Source organism: Acetobacter indonesiensis (assembly GCF_000963945.1).
GTDB lineage: Bacteria > Pseudomonadota > Alphaproteobacteria > Acetobacterales > Acetobacteraceae > Acetobacter > Acetobacter indonesiensis.
The window spans coordinates 1-20,035 of record NZ_BAMW01000002.1 but is presented as its reverse complement, the minus strand read 5'-3'; the positions used below and the strand labels follow the sequence as shown (position 1 = coordinate 20,035).

The window sequence follows — 20,035 nt, the reverse complement described above, 5'->3', positions numbered from 1 at the left end:
CCCCCATGGCAACCCAGCTTGATTATTACGAAATTCTTGAAGTAACCCGCACCGTTTCGGCTGACGAACTCAAGAAATCCTATCGCAAGCTGGCCATGAAATATCATCCTGACCGCAATCCGGGTGATGAACAGGCTGAAGCAAAATTCAAGGAAATCAACCAAGCGTATGATGTTCTGAAAGATGAACAGAAACGCGCTGCTTATGACCGTTTCGGCCATGCCGCTTTTGAAGGTGGCGGTGGTGGCCCCGGTGGCTTTGACTTCAATGGTTTTGGTGGCGGTGGTCTGGGCGATATCTTTGAACAGATGTTCGGAGACATGATGGGTGGCCGCCGTGGTGGCAGAGCCCGCACTGGCAACGATATCCAGACCCACGTTACAATTACGCTGGAAGAGGCTTTCAGCGGCGTAAAAAAAGACGTGAAAGTCATTACCCGTGTCGCCTGCGAGTCCTGCCACGGCACAGGGTCCAATGACGGGGCGGCCGGTGTTGACGTCTGCCCCAGCTGTCATGGCGCGGGTAAGGTTCGGGCACAACAGGGCTTCTTTGTTGTTGAACGGCCATGCCCAACCTGTCACGGGTCTGGCAAGACGGTAAAAGACCCGTGCAAGTCCTGCCATGGCGCTGGCACGGTCGAGAAAGAGCGTACGGTTGGTGTGCAGATTCCTGCCGGCATTGAAGATGGCACGCGCATCCGTTTAAGCGGTGAGGGCGAAGCCGGGCAGGGTGTCCCTGCGGGTGATCTGTATGTGCAGATTTCTGTGTCCGAACACTCTATTTTCCAGCGTGATGGTGCGAATGTGTACTGCCGTGTGCCGTTGCGTATGGGGCAGGCTGCGTTGGGCACAGAAATTGAAGTGCCGGTTATTGATGGAAACCGCGCCAAGGTAAAAATTCCGGCAGGCACACAGACAGGCGAACATTTCCGCCTCCGGGGAAAAGGTTTCTCCGTTCTGCGCTCCAGCGCACGGGGAGATATGTATATTCAGGTGACGGTTGAAACGCCGCAACATCTGAACAAACGCCAGCGTGAACTGCTGGAAGAATTTGAAAAAGAAGCCGGTGAAAACGTGAAGGGCAGCCCGGAACATTCTGGCTTCTTCGCCCGTGTGCGTGACTTTTTCGAAAACAAATCCTGATAGTTCTATTGGGTTTTCTGCTGACGCTCTGACGACCGGCTGTGCCGTGTTTCAGGGCGTCACAAAGCGTCTTTTTACGGTCTGATTATCAAGGGAAAGCATATCATGCCAAGCCAGTCACTGCGTATCGGGATAGCCGGTATTTCAGGGCGCGTGGGCCGTCTGCTTGTTGAAGAAGTGCAAGCGGCTGGTGCTATTCTGGCTGGCGGGACGGCGCGCAACCCGGATGCTGTTGCGGGCCTACCGGATTCTACCCCTGTCTTTTCTGACATGGCCTCTCTCGCCGCAGTCAGTAATGTGGTGATAGATTTTACCCATGCTGATACCGTGGTGGATCACGCACAGGCGCTGGCTGCGCATGGCACGGCTTGGGTGCTGGGCACAACCGGTCTGTCGACTGACCAGACAGCAGCAGTACATCATGCGGCACAGAAAAGTGCTGTGGTGCAGGCCGCTAACTTTTCAGCAGGCGTCACGCTTGTGCGGCGGTTGGCGCAGATTATGGGGCGCACCTTGCCTGCCGATTCCTATGATGCTGAAATTGTGGAAATGCATCATCGGCAGAAAGTGGATGCGCCTTCAGGCACAGCCTTGGCTATTGGTGAGGCCGTTGCAGAAGGGCGCGGCGTCACGCTGTCCGATGTTCGGGACAGTGGGCGTGATGGGCATACAGGCCCCCGGAAAACAGGTGCAATCGGATTTGCTGCTCTTCGTGGGGGGCAGATTGTCGGGGAGCATGAAGTCCTGTTCACCTCGGCAGATGAGCAGATTACCCTGACACACCGGGCTTTTGACCGTCGTGTTTTTGCGACCGGGGCCGTGCGTGCGGCCTTATGGGCCAATGCGCAACCAGCCGGGCTGTATGGCATGGAAAATGTTCTGGGCCTGCCATCCGTTTGAATGGGGTAGCATATTTCAAGCGTGTCTGACGCAGGCAGAACTGTCTGCATTATTTACGAACAGCATATGTAAATAAAAAATAGTCGCGGTTTTTATGTTGCCTCTTATCAAACGGATGGCAACGATAAAACCTTACAGAATCAAGGTGTAAGGTTGCCGCGTGCTGGCATGTTGACGGCTTTCCCAACCCACGCATGGCGGCAATACACTTGACCACGCGCCACTATTCCGCCACACGGTCCCGTCGCCTTTTTTACAAAGGTGGCTAAATCACAATTCCTAATTCACAGTGCGTGGGGCAGACGGCACCATCATGCGTAAAGACGGCGATTTCCTGTTCACTTCAGAATCTGTTTCTGAAGGTCATCCCGATAAGGTTGCGGACCGGATCAGCGATACTGTTCTCGATGCCTATCTTTCAGCAGACCCTGAAGCTCGCGTGGCCTGTGAAACTCTGGTAACGACCAACCGCATCATTCTGGCGGGTGAAGTTCGTGGCCCGGCTTCCGTCACGTCGGAAGGCCTGATTCAGGCAGCACGCGATGCCGTGAAAGATATTGGTTACGATCAGGAAGGTTTCTCCTGGCGTACGGCTGATGCTGCCAATTACCTGCATGCACAGTCCGCTGACATTGCTGTTGGCGTTGATAGCGCAGGCGATAAAGATGAAGGCGCAGGCGATCAGGGCATTATGTTCGGTTATGCATCGAACGAAACTGACACCCTGATGCCGGCTCCCATTTATTATGCGCACCGCATCCTGCACGAAATTCGTGACCTGCGTCGCGCTGGGGATTCCCGCGTTGCTGGCCTCCAGCCAGATGCCAAAAGCCAGGTGACACTGCATTATTCCAACGGTCGTCCGGTTAAAGCCACGTCTGTGGTGATTTCAACCCAGCACGACGCTGGCGTTGACCAGAAAGACCTGCGTGACCGTCTGGGCGGTGTGGTGCGTGGTATTCTTCCTGAAGGCTGGATGCCGGAAGATAAAGAATTTTACGTTAACCCGACCGGCGTTTTCGTTATTGGCGGGCCAGACGGTGACTGCGGTCTGACAGGCCGTAAGATTATTGTGGATACCTATGGTGGTGCTGCCCCGCATGGTGGTGGTGCGTTCTCTGGTAAAGACCCCACGAAGGTTGACCGTTCTGCTGCCTATGCATGCCGCTATCTGGCAAAGAATGTGGTTGCTGCTGGTCTGGCTGACCGTTGCACCATCCAGCTTTCTTACGCCATTGGCGTGTCGCATCCGCTGTCCGTGTATGTGGATCTGGATGAAACAGGCAAAGACGTTGATGAAGCCCGTCTGGGCAACATCCTGCGTGAAGTCATGGATCTGTCTCCGCGCGGCATCCGCAAGCATCTGCGCCTGAACCGCCCGATCTATGCTGAAACATCTGCTTATGGTCACTTTGGCCGCACACCAGATGATGCACGCGACAACTTCACCTGGGAGCGTACCGATCTGGTTGACGCTCTGCGTAGTGCTCTCAACCGCTAAGAGAGTTTACACACTATGACGGATGACGTACGCGGCCCCGATGTAAAGCCGGCGGCCGAGCGACTGTATGGGCGCCAGCGGGGCCACCCGCTACGTCCCCGTCAGGAAAGATTGCTGGACGAGGCTCTGCCTCGTCTGCGTTTTCCACTTGATAAAGCCGCAACACCAGCAGCCGGATTTGGTGAAACGCCAAGCCAGATCTGGTTTGAGGTCGGGTTCGGTGGGGGAGAACACTCCTTCGCGCAGCATAATGCACACCCCGATGTCGGCTACATCGCTTCAGAAGTTTTTCATAACGGCCTGTGTTCTTTGCTGACCCGGCTTGTGCCGGTCGGGCAGGAATTCACCGCCCCCATCCCTGACATGCTGCGTCTGTGGGATGACGATGCGCGCGTCCTGCTGAAGGCCCTGCCGCATGCATCAATTGACCGCCTGTTTCTGATGTTCCCGGATCCGTGGCCAAAAGGCCGCCATGCCAAGCGGCGCTTTGTCCACCCGCAAAATGTCGCGCTTGTGGCCCGCGTGCTGAAACCGGGTGCCGTATGGCGTGTGGCCAGTGACGACCCAACCTATCAGGCATGGGTAGAGGACGTCATGGCGGCGCAACCGTTCTTCGATGCACCGCCGCCTGCTACGGAACGGCCTGAAGGCTGGTTCCCGACCCGGTATGAGGCCAAAGCCATCGCCGCAGGCAGACAACCGCTTTACTGGACATTTACCCGCCGCTGAGTGCCTGACCTGCCTCAGCATTGGTTGCTCTGGCATGGCAGGTTGGGTAAGCAGCCGCTTTACAGCTTTAGCCGTGCGAAAGGTCTCCTTCTTATGAGCCAGTCTCCGCTGCCTGTGCGCCGCGCCCTGATTTCTGTTTCCGATAAAACCGGTCTGCTTGACCTTGGGCGTGCTCTGGTGGCGCACGGGGCAGAAATCCTCTCCACAGGCGGGTCAGCCAAAGCGCTGCGTGACGCGGGGTTGCCTGTTACTGAAGTGTCAGACCATACGGGGTTTCCTGAAATTCTGGACGGCCGCGTTAAAACGCTTGTGCCGCAGATTCATGGCGGGATTCTGGGGCGACGTGATCTGCCAGCGCATGTTGCGCAGATGCAGGAACACGCGATTGCCCCGATTGATCTGGTTGCGGTCAATCTTTACCCGTTTGAAAAAACCGTTGCCTCAGGCGCCGGTGCAGAAGACTGTATCGAAAATATTGATATTGGTGGTCCTGCCCTTATCCGCGCAGCCGCCAAAAATCATGATCATGTTGTGGTGCTGACTGATACTGCTCAATATGCTGGCCTGATTGAGGCTCTGGGTGCGGGCGGCAGCACACTAGTCCAACGTCGTGCGTATGCTGGCGCAGCTTATGCCCGTACGGCAGCGTATGATTCCGCTATTGCTGCATGGTTTGCCCAGCAGGCACAGGATGTTCTGCCCGAACGCTTCACGCTGGCTGGTCAGCGCGCGGAAGTACTGCGCTATGGTGAAAACCCCCATCAGCAGGCGGCGTTCTATCGCGATGGAAGCACGCGTCCCGGCGTTGCAACTGCTGTGCAGGTGCAGGGTAAAGCACTGTCTTACAACAACATTAACGATACGGACGCAGCGTTTGAAGCTGTTGCTGAATTCGATAAACCGGCAGTTGTTATCGTCAAACATGCCAACCCGTGTGGTGTGGCCATTGGGTCAAGCCTGACAGAAGCATGGCACGCAGCCCTGCGGTGTGATCCAGTGTCTGCCTTTGGTGGCATTGTGGCGCTGAACCGCACGCTTGATGCCGCTACGGCAGAACAGATTGCCACCATTTTCACGGAAGTAATTGTCGCCCCCGATGCAGAAGACGCCGCCAAAGACATTCTGGCGCGCAAGAAAAATCTGCGTCTGCTGCTGACGGGTGCTCTGCCTGACCCTGCGGCGGCGGGTGTGGTTGTGCGGTCTGTTGCCGGGGGCTTTCTGGCCCAGACCCGTGACAATGGCCGTATTGTCCCAGAGTCACTGCGGGTTGTGACCAAGCGCGCGCCGTCAGCACAGGAAATGGAAGACCTGATGTTTGCTTTCCGTGTGGCGAAGCATGTGAAGTCAAACGCGATCGTTTACACCAAAAACAACGCCACAGTCGGCATTGGTGCCGGGCAGATGAGCCGCGTTGACTCGGCGCGCATTGCTGCCAGCAAAAGCGGCGAAGCCGCCAAGGCTGCCGGGCTTGATGCCCCGCTGACGCACGGGTCTGTTGCTGCTTCTGATGCGTTCTTCCCGTTTGCAGACGGGCTTGAAACCATTGTTGCAGCAGGGGCAACTGCTGTTATTCAGCCCGGTGGGTCTATCCGCGATGATGAAGTCATTGCGGCGGCTGATGCAGCCGGTATTGCCATGGTCTTCACTGGTATGCGTCATTTCCGTCACTGACACGCTTAACCGGCTCTTGCCGGAAAGCATTTCCTGTCGAACAATGGCGTAAAGTTTCCCGCATCTCTGTCCGGTATCTCTGGGATACCGGGCCGGGGTGCCACCCATTGGTTGACCCATGCGCCTTGTGCTTTCTGTTCCAGCTCTGCTGCTGGCTTCTTCTGTTGCTGTGGCAGCTCCCGCAGCCAAGCAATCTTCCTCCACGCAGTATGCTGCTCATCAAACGGTGACGGAGCAACAGGCTACCGGCGTGTATGACCTATCGGGCCTGCCGCAGTTCAGCGGCAAGGTCGCACAATTTTTGCCATCCCCCCATGGAAGCGTTACCGGGCTTGTACTGGTTGACGGCACGCAGGTTCTGGTTTCACCAGAGCAGGGGCACACCTTGGCGGGGCTGGTCAAAGCGGGCGATACGGTTTCCATTCGCGGTATAAAAGGGCGCACGCTGCCGATTATCCGGGCATTTGGCATCACCAGCCCGCGTGGCCGTGGTATGCAGGACAACTTCATTTCCATGCCCCAGCAATCAACTGAAATGATTTCGGGTCCGGATATCGTTCTGCATGGTGAGGTCTGGCTGTCCCTTTATAATCTGGACGGACAACTGACTGGTGCGGTTCTGAAAGATCATTCCGTGGTCTATCTCTCCCCGCGTGAGGCAGCCCGCGTCGCGACGATGCTGAAACCCGGACAACCGCTTTATGCCGTCGGCACAGGCAGCAGCGGGGAATTGGGTGTGGCAATTGATGCCCGCGAAATTGGACCATCTTCCAACCAGCTGACGGGTATTGCGGTTGGCAACGGGCCGCCACCGGGGCCGGCTCCGGGCAGTGCTGGGTATGACATTATCCCAGGGTCAGATGACCACTAAGCGTCGTATTATTTAGTTGGGATGCCGTTACTTTTTAAGACGAACTTTCAGATGTTTATCGCGTTGTAACCCCATGACATAGCCAGCCGCGCCCCAGACAGGCGCGATGGCAGCGTGAGGAGAGACGTAATGGCTATTTTACGGTGGGTACTGGTTTTTCTGATTCTGGCGCTGATCGCGTCTGTGTTCGGGTTTGGTGGGGCAGCATCCAGCTTTGCCGGCATTGCTAAAATTCTGGTATTTGTCTTTGTGGTTCTGCTGGTTATCAGCTTCTTCTTCGGTGGCCGAGCCCCCTGAAGCCCCACAAATAATCTGATCAGAATTTTGAAAGTGCAGACTCAGTTTGGGTCTGCACTTTTTTTATGGTCTGATGATAGGACACATACTTCAAAGGTGCCCCATGCAGGAAATTTCTTGGTCAGACTTTGAAAAAATCATGCTTGTTGCCGGAACCATAAAGCGTGTTGAGCCCTTCCCCGAAGCACGTAAGCCAGCTTACAAAGTGTGGGTCGATTTTGGGCCATATGGTGAGCGGAAAACGAGCGCGCAGATTACCCGTCTGTATACGGTTGAAGATTTGATTGGCCGACAAATTATTGGCGTGATCAACTTTCCCGAAAAACAGATTGGTCCTTTCCGGTCGCAGTTTCTGCTCTCTGGGTTTGAAACAGAAGCTGGGGTTGTTCTTTCCGCGCTTGAACGTCCTGTTCCAAACGGTACACGCTTGAGTTGACGGGTAACTTTCTGCTTGAGTTCAAAAATGACAGGGAGCAACCCTGCAAAAGGCATAATATGGGTTCAAGCCCACAGGAATTAGTTCATTTCAAGTCATTCTCTTTCCGAGAAGTCAATTTCATGAGGAGACTGTTTATACTCTTTCCAAGAGACCGTAATAAAGAAGGCGTAGGCGGCTTCAAATAAAAACACTTTTCCCGCGCTTTTAAACATTCAGCGCAGGGGAGAGGAATTTCGGCTTCTTTTGTTACGAATAGGCATGGCGTTTATGCGCAGACATGCACCAGAGGACGCCTGTTACCAGAAAAACCATGGCACAAGTTTCGGTGCCCGTAGGCCACCGGCGTTCCCAAAGAAAACTGTAGAATAGCGCGAATAAAGTTTCAAAGACGATCATCTGGCCACTTAGGGAAAGGGGCAGAAGGCGTGCGGCCTTGTTCCAAAACCCATTACCGATGATGGACGAGAAAACGGCAACGCCTGCACATATGCCCCAGAAGCGAAACCAGTCCGCCCCGGAATGGGCAGGGTACCCTGTTGATCCGGGTATGATGAATGCAGGAACACCCAATACCAGTGCTTGTGCGCCAGTGACAACGCCTGTCAATAAAGACCAGTCATGGCCGGTAATGCCGGGGCGTTTCATTAACCACCGACTATTCATAACAGAATAGGCCGTCCAAGAAAGCAGGGCACCCGTTGCGCAGGCAATACCCAGACAATAGTCAAAAACCGAGTGTAGACCTTGTGTCGTGCCAGATGGGTCTGCTTTGAACCATGCACTGCTGACAACAAGAACGATGCCCAGCACACTTAACAGGACTGGGGGCATCAATTTTAACAACGGCACGGCATCATGGTCGCGGGAAGCAACCAGCAAAACAGTAATGGGCAGAAAACCTATAATCAGAGAGGTTGCTGGCCCACCAATATAGGGCACCGCCGCGGCCAGAAGCACATAATAGATAATATTGCCTAATAGACTAAGCCAAAACAGGGCAGTCCACTCTGCTTTGCCAATACTGTTGCTGGCGATGCGCCAGCGTGGAGCAAGCATAAAAAATGATAGAAGCCCATATAAAGTATAACGCCCCACCGCCATTTGCAGAGGACTGAAATCTCCCAAAAGCTGAGGCACAAGAAAGACAATGCCCCATAACGCACCAGCCATGACGCCATTGGCCAAACCAGCGAGTAATGTTTTGGAAGAAGACATGAGGGCGCGCCTTCATACAAGGAAACAGAAAGATTATGAGAAAATGGAAGTGCATCAGAAGAATGTTTCTGATGCACTTCAGAATAAAACCCCTGCTATGTTCTGCCTTATAGCAGGGGAGGCTGTGTCAGCCTTCTATCTGGCTGAAGTCGGCAATCAGGCGCATCATACGACCAAGGCGCGCCAGCAACTGTAGGCGGTTGGCACGCAGATTGGCGTCTGGTGCATTGACGGTAACGGCTTCAAAAAATTTGTCCAACGGTGCACGCAGGCTAGCAGCTTCCCGCATGGCATCGGTAAACTGCTCATCTGCGAAGGCTTTTTCGACAGCAGGTTCAACACGGTCTAATGCTGTTGCCAGATCCCGTTCTTCCTGTTGGCTAAACAGACTGGCGTCAGGTGTGCCGTCATGCGGGCCATCTTTCTTGTCTTCAATGCGCAGAATGTTGGCGGCTCGGCGTGTGGCGGCAAGTAGATTTTTCCCGTCTTCCGTTTCCAGCATTTCTTGCAGCGCCTGTGCGCGTGCCAACAGGCGCACAATGTCGGTATCTGTATTGCCGACAGAAATCGCCGCCAGACAGTCATACCGCGCCCCTTCGGCACGAAGCTGCACGCGCAGACGTTCCGCAATAAATTGCGGCAGAAGGCCAAGATCTGGAGCGTTCTTCAGTGCTGTTGGTAAGGCATCTGCTGCCAACGTAAAGAGCTTTACCAGATCAAGCCGCAAACCGTTTTCGCGGATCAGACGGATAATCCCCAGTGCGGCGCGGCGCAGACCAAAAGGATCGCCAGACCCAGATGGTTTTTCCCCTGCGGCAAAAAAGGCCGCTAGCATGTCAAACCGGTCGGCCAGACCCAGCACCACAGAAACTGGTTGGGTTGGCACATTGTCGCCCGGTCCACGCGGCGTATAATGGTCGCTAATGGCCGTAGCGACAGATACTGCTTCTCCGTCATGACGGGCATAATAGCCTCCCATGATGCCTTGCAGTTCCGGGAATTCGCCAACCATGCCGGTGGTCAGGTCAGTTTTGCTTAACAGGGCTGCCCGTTCACACTCGGCTTTGGGGGCTCCCACCATATCGGCAATTAACCCGGCCAGACGCACCATGCGCTGTGTCCGCTCGCCTTGTGTGCCCAGTTTGGCATGGAAGGTAATGTTATCCAGTGCCCCAAGGCGTGAGTGCAGGCTGTGCTTGCGGTCTAGGTCCCAGAAATGACGAGCATCTGCAAAACGGGCGCGCAAGACGCGTTCATTCCCGGCGACAACAAGCGCACCACCGTCAGTGGGGACAATATTGGCTACGAATGCAAAACGTGGTGCTGCTGTGCCGTCGCTATTCCGCAGCGCGAAATAGCGCTGATTGACGCGCATGGAAACCTGCATGACTTCAGCAGGCAAATCCATGAAATGTTCATCAATGCGGCCAAGAAACGGTACGGGCCATTCAACCAGCCCAGCGACTTCTTCAACCAGTCCTGTGTCTGGCACAACAGACAGACCTTCGCTGGTTGCCAGTTGTGCCAGACCTTTGGTCAGCACATCCCGACGTTCAGCCGCATCAACCATGACAAAGCGGTTACGCAGCGTTTCCTGCCAGTTTGTCACGCTGCTGACGGCAACTGGGCCGGGGGCCAGAAAACGATGGCCTTCGGTCAGCGTGCCTGATTCCAGATTGTGCCCGTTGTCAGCATCCTGTGCCAGAGAAAAAGGCACAGCCTTACCATCGAGCAGACACAGAATACGGCGCAGAGGACGCACCCATGTAAAGCTGCTGCCCTGACCCCAGCGCATGGATTTTGGCCATGGAAACTTGCGCAACAGATCGGGCAGAGTGGCGGCCAGATGCGTTTCCGCATTAATAGCGGGTTCGTCACGTTCAAGAACCCAGAAGCCATTTTGCAGAGTCAGCTCGTCCCGTGTGATGCCATGCTTGCGCGTGAATCCTTCAAGCGCTTTGTCCGGGGCGCCCTCACGCGGGCCACGTTCGGACACCGTGCGGCCTGGTACGGTGGCGTCAATGGTGCAGGATGCAGCAATACGCCGCGGGCCAGTATAAGCCACCATGGTTTGCGGGTTCAGCGGGGCCAGAACATCGCTTAACAGCCGTACCAGTGTATCACCGGCCTGTTGCTGCATGCGGGCAGGGATTTCTTCAGAAAACAGTTCTATCAGCAGTTCGGGCATGATCTTATTTGTCCTCACCAGCCAGCCAGGTTTCACAGCATAGTTTTGCTAACGTTCGCACGCGGCCAATGTAGGACGCACGTTCGCTTACGCTGATGACGCCGCGGGCATCAAGCAGGTTAAACAGGTGGCTGGCTTTCAGGCACTGGTCATATGCAGGCTGGGCGACACCGGCTTCTGCCAGTGCCACGCTTTCTTTTTCTGCATCAGCAAAATGTTTGAACAGCAGGTCAGTATCGGCCAGTTCAAAATTATGGCGCGAATAATCCTGCTCGGCGCGCAGAAACACATCGCCGTAGGTCAGGCCTGCACCATTATAATCAAGGTCGTACACATTTTCGACGCCCTGCACATACATGGCCAGACGTTCAAGCCCATAGGTCAGTTCTGTAGACGGCAGAACAACCGGTATGCCGCCGACCTGCTGAAAGTACGTAAACTGCGTGACTTCCATGCCGTCACACCAGACTTCCCACCCCAGACCCCAGGCCCCGATTGTCGGGTTTTCCCAGTCATCTTCTACAAAGCGGATGTCGTGTTTGTCCGGGTCGATGCCAATCGCGCGGTAGCTATCCAATAGAAGTTTCTGGCTTTCTTCCGGTGTGGGTTTTAGCAGAACCTGATATTGGTAATAATGTTGAAGACGGTTGGGGTTTTCACCATACCGACCATCTGACGGGCGACGGCACGGCTGCACGTAGGCGGCTTTCCACGGTGTGCTGCCCAAGGCCCTCAAGGTGGTGTGGGGAGAAAGGGTGCCTGCTCCAATTTCCTGATCATAGGGCTGAAGAATGGCGCATCCCTGACGGGACCAGAACTGATGGAGGGTCAGGATCAGATCCTGAAAGGAAAGAGGCCGCTCGGTAGGGCGGGAAGACGCCGGGTCCATGGTCAGGATGAAACTCCGTAAAGGGAACAGAAATGGGTCTGACAATTTTTGCACCCAGCGGCAAACGCTACCGGGCACCTGTTGGCGCACACCATACAGATGTGCGTGCCATACAGGAAGAGAACGAGACAAACTCCCGCCATGTGGCCCCTTGTAAGTGATGCGTTGGCGCGCCACATCTTGGACAGAGTGACGTGGCACCCTGTGTACTGTTACATTAGTCTGGTAATGGCCTCAGTCAGGCAGGAAGGTATGTGATGAACAACGAAGAACGCGACCTTATTTCCAAATTTGTCGCACGTGTTGGGGGTGCCGCGCAGGGCGGGTTTGGCAGTGTGCCCAGCACGCGTCCGAATCTGCCAGCGATTGATCCTGAAGCAGACAATTTCATCGCGCAGCAGTTTCAGCACTATCCGGAAGCCCGCTACCGCATTACGCAAATGGCGGTTGTGCAGGAAGCCGCACTGGTTGAAGCGCAAAACCGTATTCAGCAGCTTCAGTTCCAGCTTCAGCAGGCGCAGCAGCAACTGCAACAGGCCCAACAGCAGAAACCTGCTTCAGGCGGTTTTTTTGGGGGGCTGTTTGGCGGTGGTCAGCGCCCGCAGCAGACGCAGCAAACCCCACCCGGTTGGGGTGGAAACCCCGGCACCGCGTCCATGCCGCCACAATATCAGCCGCAACCTATGCCGTACGGTATGCAGCCCGGTATGTTTCAGCGCGGTGGCACTGGCTTTCTGGGCTCTGCGCTGACAACTGCGACAGGCGTTGCTGGCGGTATGTTGGCAGCAAATGCTCTGACCAGCCTGTTTAGTGATCATCACGGAGCGGCAGGTGCTGGTGATGGGGGTTGGGGCGCAGGCGCACCACAGAACGAAACCATTATTAATAACTATGGTGATGCAGCAGACCCGTTTGCTGGTCAGGGCACAACGGCTGACCCAAATTTTGACGCTGGCGGAAACGATTGGGGCAGCCAGGACACCGGCGGCGATTTTGGCGGTGACTGGGGCGATGATAATTTTTAAAGAGTAAAAATGAGAGCGTATGTGATCATACGCTCTTTTAGATTTTTGGCCTTACTGGCCTTTCTGCGTGTTTTCCGCAGTCATGGATTTCAAAAAATCCAGCATATTTTTGCGGGCGCTGGCGTCTGAAATGGCGTAATACGCCCGCAAAAGTTCCAATGTTTCTTCCCGTTTCAGGAAATCAGCCTCTTCCTGCGTCAGCTTTGGCTGCGGAGCAGGTGACTGCGGGCCTGCAAACGTTTTTCGTTTTTCGGAAAGCTGAAACCTGTCTGCGTCCTTGTGGTCTTGCGAAGCTGAAAAAGGTAGGGTGTCGCCATCATAAAAAAAGAAGGTAATCGGCACAGCCAGAGCAGTTGCAATATCATGTAGTCGCGAGGCTCCAACACGGTTGGTGCCCCGTTCGTATTTTTGTATCTGCTGAAATGTAATGCCTACTGCCTCACCCAATTTTTCTTGGGAGAGCCCGACAGACGTACGTCTTAGGCGGATGCGCTGTCCGATAAGGACATCCTTTAGGGAGGCATGAGAGGAAGAGGAAATGGTTGGTTCCTGTTTGTTTTGAGGCTCTGTCACGCTGCTTCTCACATATGAACAGACAAACGTATAAAGCCATCATTAAGTTTTTATAAAGACTTCATTAAGAATTTGATGGATTTTCAGACTTGCGTCTTTGTAGCATCAAACCTGATAGCATCGAAACGATACAAAGGGAAAATGGCAGAATTCTGCCAAATCTGGCAAAAAAAGGTTGAGGAAGCGGGGCGGGTAGTGGCGTTACAATGACCCCTGCCTTTCCCCAGCCCAGACGTTTCAATTCGTGACCAAAACCATCATAGGCAATGGAAATCCCGGTATTGGCGGCACGTGCGACGGGAAGCCCTTCTTCAATAGCACGAAGTCTTACAGACGAAAGATGCTGCCTTGGCCCGGCGCTGTCACCAAACCAACCATCATTTGTGACGTTCGCCAGCCAACGGGGTCTGTCTTTTTCATCGACAACGTCGCCTGAAAAAATCACTTCATAACAGATCAGTGGTCCTACATCGGGTACATTGGGCAAATGCCATGTCTGCGGGCCGGGGCCTGCGGCCATGCCGCCCTGTGGTACAATCTGCAGCGGGATGTAGGAGGGTTGATATTCACCAAATGGCACAAGACGTGCCTTATCATAGATAGCTTCTATGCCGCCGCCAGGTGCCAATGCCAAAACGGAATTACGATAGCGATTAGAGTCATCCTGCCGTAAGGCACCAATCAGACCGGCTTCCGCCCCGTCAGTCCACGCCATAATAAGCTGGCGGGCACGGGGGCTATCTTGCAACAGGTCGTACCCGGGAAAAGAGGTTTCAGGCCACAGGAAAACAATGGGGCTATTTGCATAGAGTGGGTCAGACTGTCGGATCCGTTGCGCTTGTCTGACACCATCTGAGGTCAGGCGCAGATAGCGTAGGAAAATATCACGCGGGTTCTGGTGACCAACCTTTTCTGTTTCAGGCACATTGCCCTGAACCATAACGGCAATCGGCCCATTTTCACCAACAGGGTGAACCGTATGGAGGCGTGACAGACTGGCTATCAATAGGCTGGCGCCCAGAAGGCCCGTTCCCCCGATTACCGACCACCTCATGCGAGGCGAGGTAAAAACCAGCGATGTTTTCCCTGTTCTGGCGCGCCAGATATCCTGCATTGCTGCGCCGCAGAGAAGGCTGCCCAGAACCAGAAACAGGGTGAGGCCATCTACACCAATCCAGGCTGCGGGTTGAAGCAGCACGTCTCCAGCCTGTCCAGGGATGGCAAGGGCACTTCCAAGAGGATTCCACGGGAAGCCGCTAAACAGGAACACGCGCCCCATATCAAACAGCGTCCATGCCCCGGCAAAAAAGACAAGACGGGCGACACCCCGCCGAGCCAGCAGGCTTAAGGCCGCTGGAGCCGCCGTCATAGGGGCCAGAATCAGGGCGCAACCGAGGGAAGGGAAGGGGACAAACCACCAGAACTCTTCAGCCCGGATCATGACGGCATTTACCAGCCAATATAGGCTAGCGGCATACAGCCCAAACCCAAATAATCCGCCAGCCCACGCAGCCTCTTTCCAAGATGACGTCCGGTTCAGAACCCGGCCCAGCAGGGGAAATGTCAGCAATAGAACGGGCAGAAAATGCACGGGAGGCAACGCAAGAGCCGTAATGGCACCAATACCGAGCATAACAAGCGTATGACGTATGCTTTGTCGGCTCGGTTTGCGCCAGCGGCCTGCCAGAATACGGGGGAAAGCGGGACGTTTCACAACCGGGTCAGGCCGATGCTATATAAGAAATAAGGATCAGGGACTGTTGGACTGACAGTAACCGTCAGTCCAGCGCATCACGCAGACGGCGTTCGTAATGGCGATAATATTTATCAGCCATCAGTTCGCTTTTGACCAGAACCGCCACGTCCGTCGTATTAAACTGCGGATCAATAACTGCGCCGTCCCCGACATATCCACCAAGACGCAGGTAGCCTTTGATAAGGGGAGGGAGCCCTGCAAGGCACTTGCGGTAATCAAGGGCGTGCGGGTCAACACGCAGCATTTCAATCCGTCGTTCCGGCAGAGCTTTGACGCGCAGGGCCGGTGGAGCAAGATGGTTATGGTAAAGATAGGTTAGTTCATCGGCCAGATTATCGGGGTTGGTGCCGGGCAGACTTGCGCAGCCAAACAGTACGTCAATCCGATGAAGGAAAATATAGGATGCAATGCCGCGCCACAGAAGCTGCATTGCGGTGCGCCCACGGTAATCCTTATCCACACAGGCGCGCCCGACTTCCAGCAGACGTCCCGGGAATTCGGTCAGGGGCGAGATATCATATTCACTGGAGGAATAGAAACGCCCGATTTTCTCTGCCGCGTCGCTTTGAACCAGCCGATAGGTCCCGACAATTCCACGTGCGTCTGAGGCAATGGCGTTATCAATAACCAGAAGATGGTCTGCCACGGCATCAAATTCGTCAAAGTCACGCTTCAGACGCAGCATGTCAGGTGTGGGGTGCGCGTCCATTTCTTCATAAAAAACGCGGTAGCGGAGCGCTTGTGCGGCATCGCGTTCATCATCTGTGGTCGCAATGCGAACGCTTAGATTGCCGCCGCGCAGTTCCGGAAAGCCTGTGCGCTCAAGATCAAGCGTTGAGAGAGAGCCGTTAGGGGCCTGCTTGGCAGCACTCATTCAGCAGATCCCTTCTTGCTGCTACGCGTCGCGGGCTTGGCGGCTTTTTGTGACTGCGGGCGTTTTTTGCCAAACAGTTCAAGCCGCATGGAGACAAAGTCAAACCCCAGCCGTTCGGCCACACGCCGCATGAGTTCTTCATGCTCGGGGTCTTCAAACTCAATCACTTTACCGTTATCAACATCAATCAGATGATAATGGTGACGGCCGCCTTCTGTGGCTTCATACCGTGCGCGCCCACCGCCAAAATCCCGGCGTTCCAGAATCCCTTTTTCTTCCAGCAGCCGAACCGTACGATAAACGGTTGCTACGGAAATACGGGAATCCAGCGCCGAAGCCCGACGATAGAGTTCTTCAACATCCGGATGATCATCTGCGTCTGACAGAACCCGTGCGATAACGCGACGCTGTCCGGTCATTTTCAGGCCATGTTCTACACAGAGCTGCGCGATCCGCGATTCTTCTGCCGACTGAGACTTCAAGGGCGCAAATCCTGCTTATTTACCACCTGCATTCGTTGTGTATCAGGTAGCCGAAAATGAAGGGGTTTGTCCAATTTTACGCGGCAGTGACGGTTTTTATACTTTTTGGAAACACTATATCCTGCCAGCGTGCAGGAACGTAGGGAGTATGAAAGTGATGGAAAGTGATGTTTTTCCGGCATCAATAGGGGGCGGCCCCAGTGTGGTGATGCTGGATATCACGCATGAAAAATGCCCCATGACATTTGTGCGAACCAGATTGGCGCTTGATGGGTTGGCCCCAGGTAGTTTGCTGGCTGTTCGGTTAAAGGGGGAGGAACCCCGTAAAAATGTCAGCCGGTCTGTCACAGGGCTTGGCCATCTGATTGTGTCGGAGCAGGAAGGGGCTGATGGCAGTATCGTTCTGACCATACAGAAAAAAGGCGGCCCGAAGACCGCCTGAAGTTACGCCCCCATCAAGGGAAGCGTGGAAGGAGAGAACCGAGGTCCGCTCCTTCTTTAATTGTTCATGGCTTCAAAGAAGTCATGGTTGGATTTGCTGTATTTAAGCTTATCCAGCAGGAAGTCCATGGCATCCATGCTGCCCATCGGGGCCAGAATACGACGCAGCACCCACATTTTAGACAGGGTGGCACGGTCAACCAGCATTTCTTCCTTACGCGTGCCGCTCTTGGTAATATCAATCGCGGGGAAGGTACGCTTGTCAGCCAGCTTGCGATCAAGGATGAGTTCAGAGTTACCCGTGCCTTTGAATTCTTCAAAGATCACTTCATCCATACGGCTGCCGGTATCAATCAGCGCCGTTGCAATGATGGTCAGAGACCCACCTTCTTCAATATTACGGGCCGCACCGAAGAAGCGCTTGGGGCGCTGAAGGGCGTTTGCATCCACACCACCCGTCAACACTTTGCCTGATGACGGCACAACGGTGTTGTAAGCACGGGCCAGACGGGTGATGGAATCCAGCAGAATGACTACGTCGCGTTTGTGTTCAACAAGACGTTTTGCTTTTTCCAGCACCATTTCCGTCACCTGAACGTGGCGGTGGGCGGGTTCATCGAACGTCGAGGAAATGACTTCACCGCGCACGGAGCGGGCCATGTCGGTCACTTCTTCAGGGCGTTCGTCAATCAGCAGAACGATCAGAAAGCATTCCGGGTGATTGGCACTGATGGAAGACGCAATGCTTTGCAGCATGACAGTCTTACCGGTACGGGGCGGTGCCACAATCAGGGCGCGCTGGCCCATACCAATGGGCGACACCAGATCAATAACACGCGGTGTGAAATCCTGCGTGCTTTTGGTGCCCTTTTTGCCTTTGGTTTCACTGACCGCAGGTGCCTGACTTTCCACTTCCATCTGAAGGCGACGTTCAGGATAAAGTGGTGTCAGGTTGTCAAAATTGATGCGGTGGCGCACGGCCTCCGGCGGTTCAAAATTGATGCTGTTAATTTTCAGAAGTGAGAAATAGCGTTCGCCATCTCGTGGGGCGCGAATCTGCCCTTCAACCGTGTCCCCCGTACGCAGGCCGAAGCGACGTACCTGTGTGGGGGAGATGTAAATATCATCCGGGCCGGGAAGGTAATTTGATTCAGGGGAACGGAGATAACCGAACCCGTCATGCAGGATCTCGAGCGTGCCATCGCCGTAGATTGCCTGGTCATTATCGGCCAGAGTTTTCAGGATGGCGAACATCATGTCCTGCTTGCGCAGGGAGGATGCGTTTTCGATATTCAGGTCTTCGGCGCAGGCCAAAAGATCGGCCGGTGATTTGGCCTTGAGTTCCGCAAGATGCATTTAGGAATGCCCTGACTGGCAGTAGTTCAGATGGGAAAATGTCTGGACCGGGAAAATACCCCACATCTGGCATGCGCCTTAGCGTAACGGAAATACGTTACGTCGGTGACGCCGACGCAGGATGAGTCCTGACTTATGAAGGAGGGCCACTGGGCAGGTGAAGTCAGCCAGTGTCTGGGCCGGGACGATACCGGTATCAGGCCGGTTCGTCAACCTGAAGATGTTACAACACGCGTGTAAGGATCGTTTTTAGGGTGTTGGGGGCGGGGTGGTTGCGGCCTGCCAAGCGGCGTTGGTCAACCAATATTGCGAAACAGATGTATCGGGCGAGATAAAGCGCGAAACCTGAGACCATAGTTGCGTCGGGTGCGGGCGGTTGGTCAAAGCGCCTGAAATCTGCGTGGCAGAGCACGGCCCATCAAGCGTTAACGTGCGGTGAGGCAGGGCCACAGACAGCGTGCAGCGTGACGTCTGTATCATGTCTGGTGTGCTGATGTGCCCGGTAACATGGCCAGTCACCAAGGGGCGCATGGCGGAATCAAGCCGCATCATTTCCCCTTCAAGGCCGCCATTGGCAGTCTGATGCAGGCCAAGAAGAATACGATTATTTTGGTGTGAGGACAGGCCCGCGTAGCGCAGCGGTTCGGCCGCCATACGGTTGTAAACTGCTTGGGGGTCCGGCCCAGCAACATGGGCGGAGGCGGCCAGACTGATACCGGGCGCAATAGCCAGCACCGTAGCTGCCAGCACGTTTACCACAGCCCGTCTGGATCTTGCTTTGCGTGTGGGGGCTGAGAACACTGCGCCGCGTGATGGTAGAAAAGTCATTTAATGCCTCCCAGCCAGCCTTTGCGCCAGAACCATACTAATGGAAGCACCACAGAAGCTGTCATTAACGCCAGAGAATACCAGTAGCCATACCGCCACCCTAACTCTGGAATGTCCTTGAAGTTCATTCCATACACGCCAGCAATCAGGGTCGGGGCAACGCCAATAAAGCTGACAACGGTTAGAACCTTCATCATGCCGTTCTGCTCAATGCTGATAAAACCCAGCGTAGCATCAAGAAGAAATTCAACTTTGGCTGCGGCCTGCGCTACATAGTCAGTCAGCGAGGAAAGGTCTCGATTAGCGGTTGTCATGCGCGCCCTTAATGCACCAGACAGGGCATAGGGCGCGTTTTCGGTCGGCAGCGTTGTGACGCCAGCTTCAAAACGGCGTGTGGTCAGCGGAAAGCCGGATGATGGTGCAGCACCATCTTTCTTGCTTTCCCCCAGAAAGATGGTCAGTCGCTCCAGCCCCAGCAATGTGTCACGCATACGGGAGCATAAATCCCCCGAACTGCCGACACGCTGCAAAAGGTTCCTTTGCCATGCGGCAATGTTGTGCCGGGGCAGTTCACTCCGCTGTTTGCGAAAAATATCCTGGGAAAGGGTATCCAGCAGTGCCCCCACACTTTCCAGAATATCGGCCAGCCGATCAACAATGGTTTCAATCAGTGCAACCATGATCTCACCAGCCCCAAGAGTGCCACCGGGGGCGGAGGGCGTAATTGTCTGGGGTGTGGCAGCAGGTTTAGAGACCTGCTGGGCAGTAACCTCACCTACCGGGCTTGCGCTTGACGTGCCCCCGACGGACGGCGTGCCAGTGCCAGTGCCAGTGCCAGTGCCAGTGCCAGTGCCAGTG

The 20,035-nt window shown here is 54.8% G+C and carries 20 protein-coding genes; 10 read left to right on the top strand and 10 right to left on the bottom strand.

The features are described 5' to 3' along the window. The first annotated feature begins 5 nt into the window (after positions 1–5). From dnaJ to Abin_RS00095, 8 genes are all read left to right on the top strand, one after another. Entirely contained in the window at positions 6–1,142 is a 1,137-nt protein-coding gene (gene dnaJ / locus Abin_RS00130; RefSeq protein ID WP_048844352.1) for a molecular chaperone DnaJ, read from the top strand. 105 nt (positions 1,143–1,247) lie between these two features. After that, positions 1,248–2,042 (top strand): 4-hydroxy-tetrahydrodipicolinate reductase, encoded by a 795-nt coding sequence (gene dapB, locus Abin_RS00125; RefSeq protein WP_048844351.1) that lies wholly within the window; start codon positions 1,248–1,250, stop codon positions 2,040–2,042. 313 nt (positions 2,043–2,355) lie between these two features. Continuing rightward, positions 2,356–3,543: a methionine adenosyltransferase gene (metK, locus tag Abin_RS00120; protein ID WP_048844452.1), complete on the top strand. Its 1,188-nt coding sequence runs from the start codon at positions 2,356–2,358 to the stop codon at positions 3,541–3,543. Positions 3,544–3,558: 15 nt separating this feature from the next. After that, positions 3,559–4,272 (top strand): tRNA (guanine(46)-N(7))-methyltransferase TrmB, encoded by a 714-nt coding sequence (trmB, locus tag Abin_RS00115; RefSeq protein WP_048844350.1) that lies wholly within the window; start codon positions 3,559–3,561, stop codon positions 4,270–4,272. A 93-nt stretch (positions 4,273–4,365) separates the two neighbouring features. Next, positions 4,366–5,943, top strand: coding sequence for a bifunctional phosphoribosylaminoimidazolecarboxamide formyltransferase/IMP cyclohydrolase (gene purH, locus Abin_RS00110; protein WP_048844451.1), 1,578 nt, complete (start codon positions 4,366–4,368; stop codon positions 5,941–5,943). 118 nt (positions 5,944–6,061) lie between these two features. Then, positions 6,062–6,814 (top strand): hypothetical protein, encoded by a 753-nt coding sequence (locus Abin_RS00105; protein WP_048844349.1) that lies wholly within the window; start codon positions 6,062–6,064, stop codon positions 6,812–6,814. Between the two features lie 129 nt (positions 6,815–6,943). After that, positions 6,944–7,111 carry a DUF1328 domain-containing protein gene (locus Abin_RS00100; RefSeq protein ID WP_048844348.1) on the top strand — a complete coding sequence of 56 codons (168 nt, stop codon included), beginning with the start codon at positions 6,944–6,946 and terminating at the stop codon, positions 7,109–7,111. A 103-nt stretch (positions 7,112–7,214) separates the two neighbouring features. Further along, the gene (locus Abin_RS00095) at positions 7,215–7,547 is read left to right on the top strand and encodes a tRNA-binding protein (RefSeq protein WP_048844347.1); all 333 of its coding nucleotides are present in this window, start codon (positions 7,215–7,217) and stop codon (positions 7,545–7,547) included. Between the two features lie 249 nt (positions 7,548–7,796). On the opposite strand, the gene Abin_RS00090 is transcribed toward Abin_RS00095, so the two are convergent. From Abin_RS00090 to Abin_RS00080, 3 genes are all read right to left on the bottom strand, one after another. Further along, the gene (locus Abin_RS00090) at positions 7,797–8,765 is read right to left on the bottom strand and encodes a DMT family transporter (RefSeq protein WP_048844346.1); all 969 of its coding nucleotides are present in this window, start codon (positions 8,763–8,765) and stop codon (positions 7,797–7,799) included. Between the two features lie 127 nt (positions 8,766–8,892). Further along, complete coding sequence (gene glyS, locus Abin_RS00085; protein WP_048844345.1) at positions 8,893–10,953, bottom strand: glycine--tRNA ligase subunit beta; 2,061 nt, start codon at positions 10,951–10,953, stop codon at positions 8,893–8,895. A 4-nt stretch (positions 10,954–10,957) separates the two neighbouring features. Further along, positions 10,958–11,842, bottom strand: coding sequence for a glycine--tRNA ligase subunit alpha (locus Abin_RS00080; protein ID WP_048844344.1), 885 nt, complete (start codon positions 11,840–11,842; stop codon positions 10,958–10,960). Between the two features lie 257 nt (positions 11,843–12,099). Here Abin_RS00080 and Abin_RS00075 point away from each other — a divergent pair, with 257 nt between their 5' ends. Next, a complete protein-coding gene (locus Abin_RS00075) occupies positions 12,100–12,867 on the top strand; it encodes a DUF2076 domain-containing protein (RefSeq protein WP_048844343.1) in 768 nt (255 codons plus the stop codon). Between the two features lie 51 nt (positions 12,868–12,918). Here Abin_RS00075 and Abin_RS00070 read toward each other — a convergent pair whose 3' ends face one another. The 4 genes from Abin_RS00070 to Abin_RS00055 all read right to left on the bottom strand — a co-directional run bounded on the left by Abin_RS00070 (position 12,919) and on the right by Abin_RS00055 (position 16,489). Then, on the bottom strand, positions 12,919–13,440 hold the full coding sequence (locus Abin_RS00070) for a helix-turn-helix domain-containing protein (RefSeq protein ID WP_084593358.1): 522 nt from the start codon (positions 13,438–13,440) through the stop codon (positions 12,919–12,921). A gap of 64 nt (positions 13,441–13,504) precedes the next feature. Beyond that, positions 13,505–15,073: an apolipoprotein N-acyltransferase gene (lnt, locus tag Abin_RS00065; RefSeq protein WP_084593357.1), complete on the bottom strand. Its 1,569-nt coding sequence runs from the start codon at positions 15,071–15,073 to the stop codon at positions 13,505–13,507. A 145-nt stretch (positions 15,074–15,218) separates the two neighbouring features. Continuing rightward, positions 15,219–16,070, bottom strand: a complete 852-nt coding sequence (locus tag Abin_RS00060; protein ID WP_048844342.1) for a GNAT family N-acetyltransferase — start codon at positions 16,068–16,070, stop codon at positions 15,219–15,221. After that, complete coding sequence (locus tag Abin_RS00055; RefSeq protein ID WP_146867659.1) at positions 16,067–16,489, bottom strand: Fur family transcriptional regulator; 423 nt, start codon at positions 16,487–16,489, stop codon at positions 16,067–16,069. Before Abin_RS00055 ends, Abin_RS00060 begins: the two co-directional genes overlap by 4 nt. Positions 16,490–16,709: 220 nt before the next feature. Here Abin_RS00055 and Abin_RS00050 point away from each other — a divergent pair, with 220 nt between their 5' ends. Further along, positions 16,710–16,994 (top strand): sulfurtransferase TusA family protein, encoded by a 285-nt coding sequence (locus Abin_RS00050; protein ID WP_048844448.1) that lies wholly within the window; start codon positions 16,710–16,712, stop codon positions 16,992–16,994. A 56-nt stretch (positions 16,995–17,050) separates the two neighbouring features. Here the strand turns inward: Abin_RS00050 and rho are convergent, their stop codons facing one another. The 3 genes from rho to Abin_RS00035 all read right to left on the bottom strand — a co-directional run. Beyond that, on the bottom strand, positions 17,051–18,349 hold the full coding sequence (rho, locus tag Abin_RS00045; protein WP_048844340.1) for a transcription termination factor Rho: 1,299 nt from the start codon (positions 18,347–18,349) through the stop codon (positions 17,051–17,053). Between the two features lie 249 nt (positions 18,350–18,598). After that, a complete protein-coding gene (locus tag Abin_RS00040) occupies positions 18,599–19,177 on the bottom strand; it encodes a hypothetical protein (protein ID WP_052948134.1) in 579 nt (192 codons plus the stop codon). Beyond that, a partial coding sequence (locus Abin_RS00035; RefSeq protein WP_148315668.1) for a CorA family divalent cation transporter occupies positions 19,174–20,035 on the bottom strand: 862 nt, incomplete at its 5' end. The genes Abin_RS00035 and Abin_RS00040, both read right to left, overlap by 4 nt.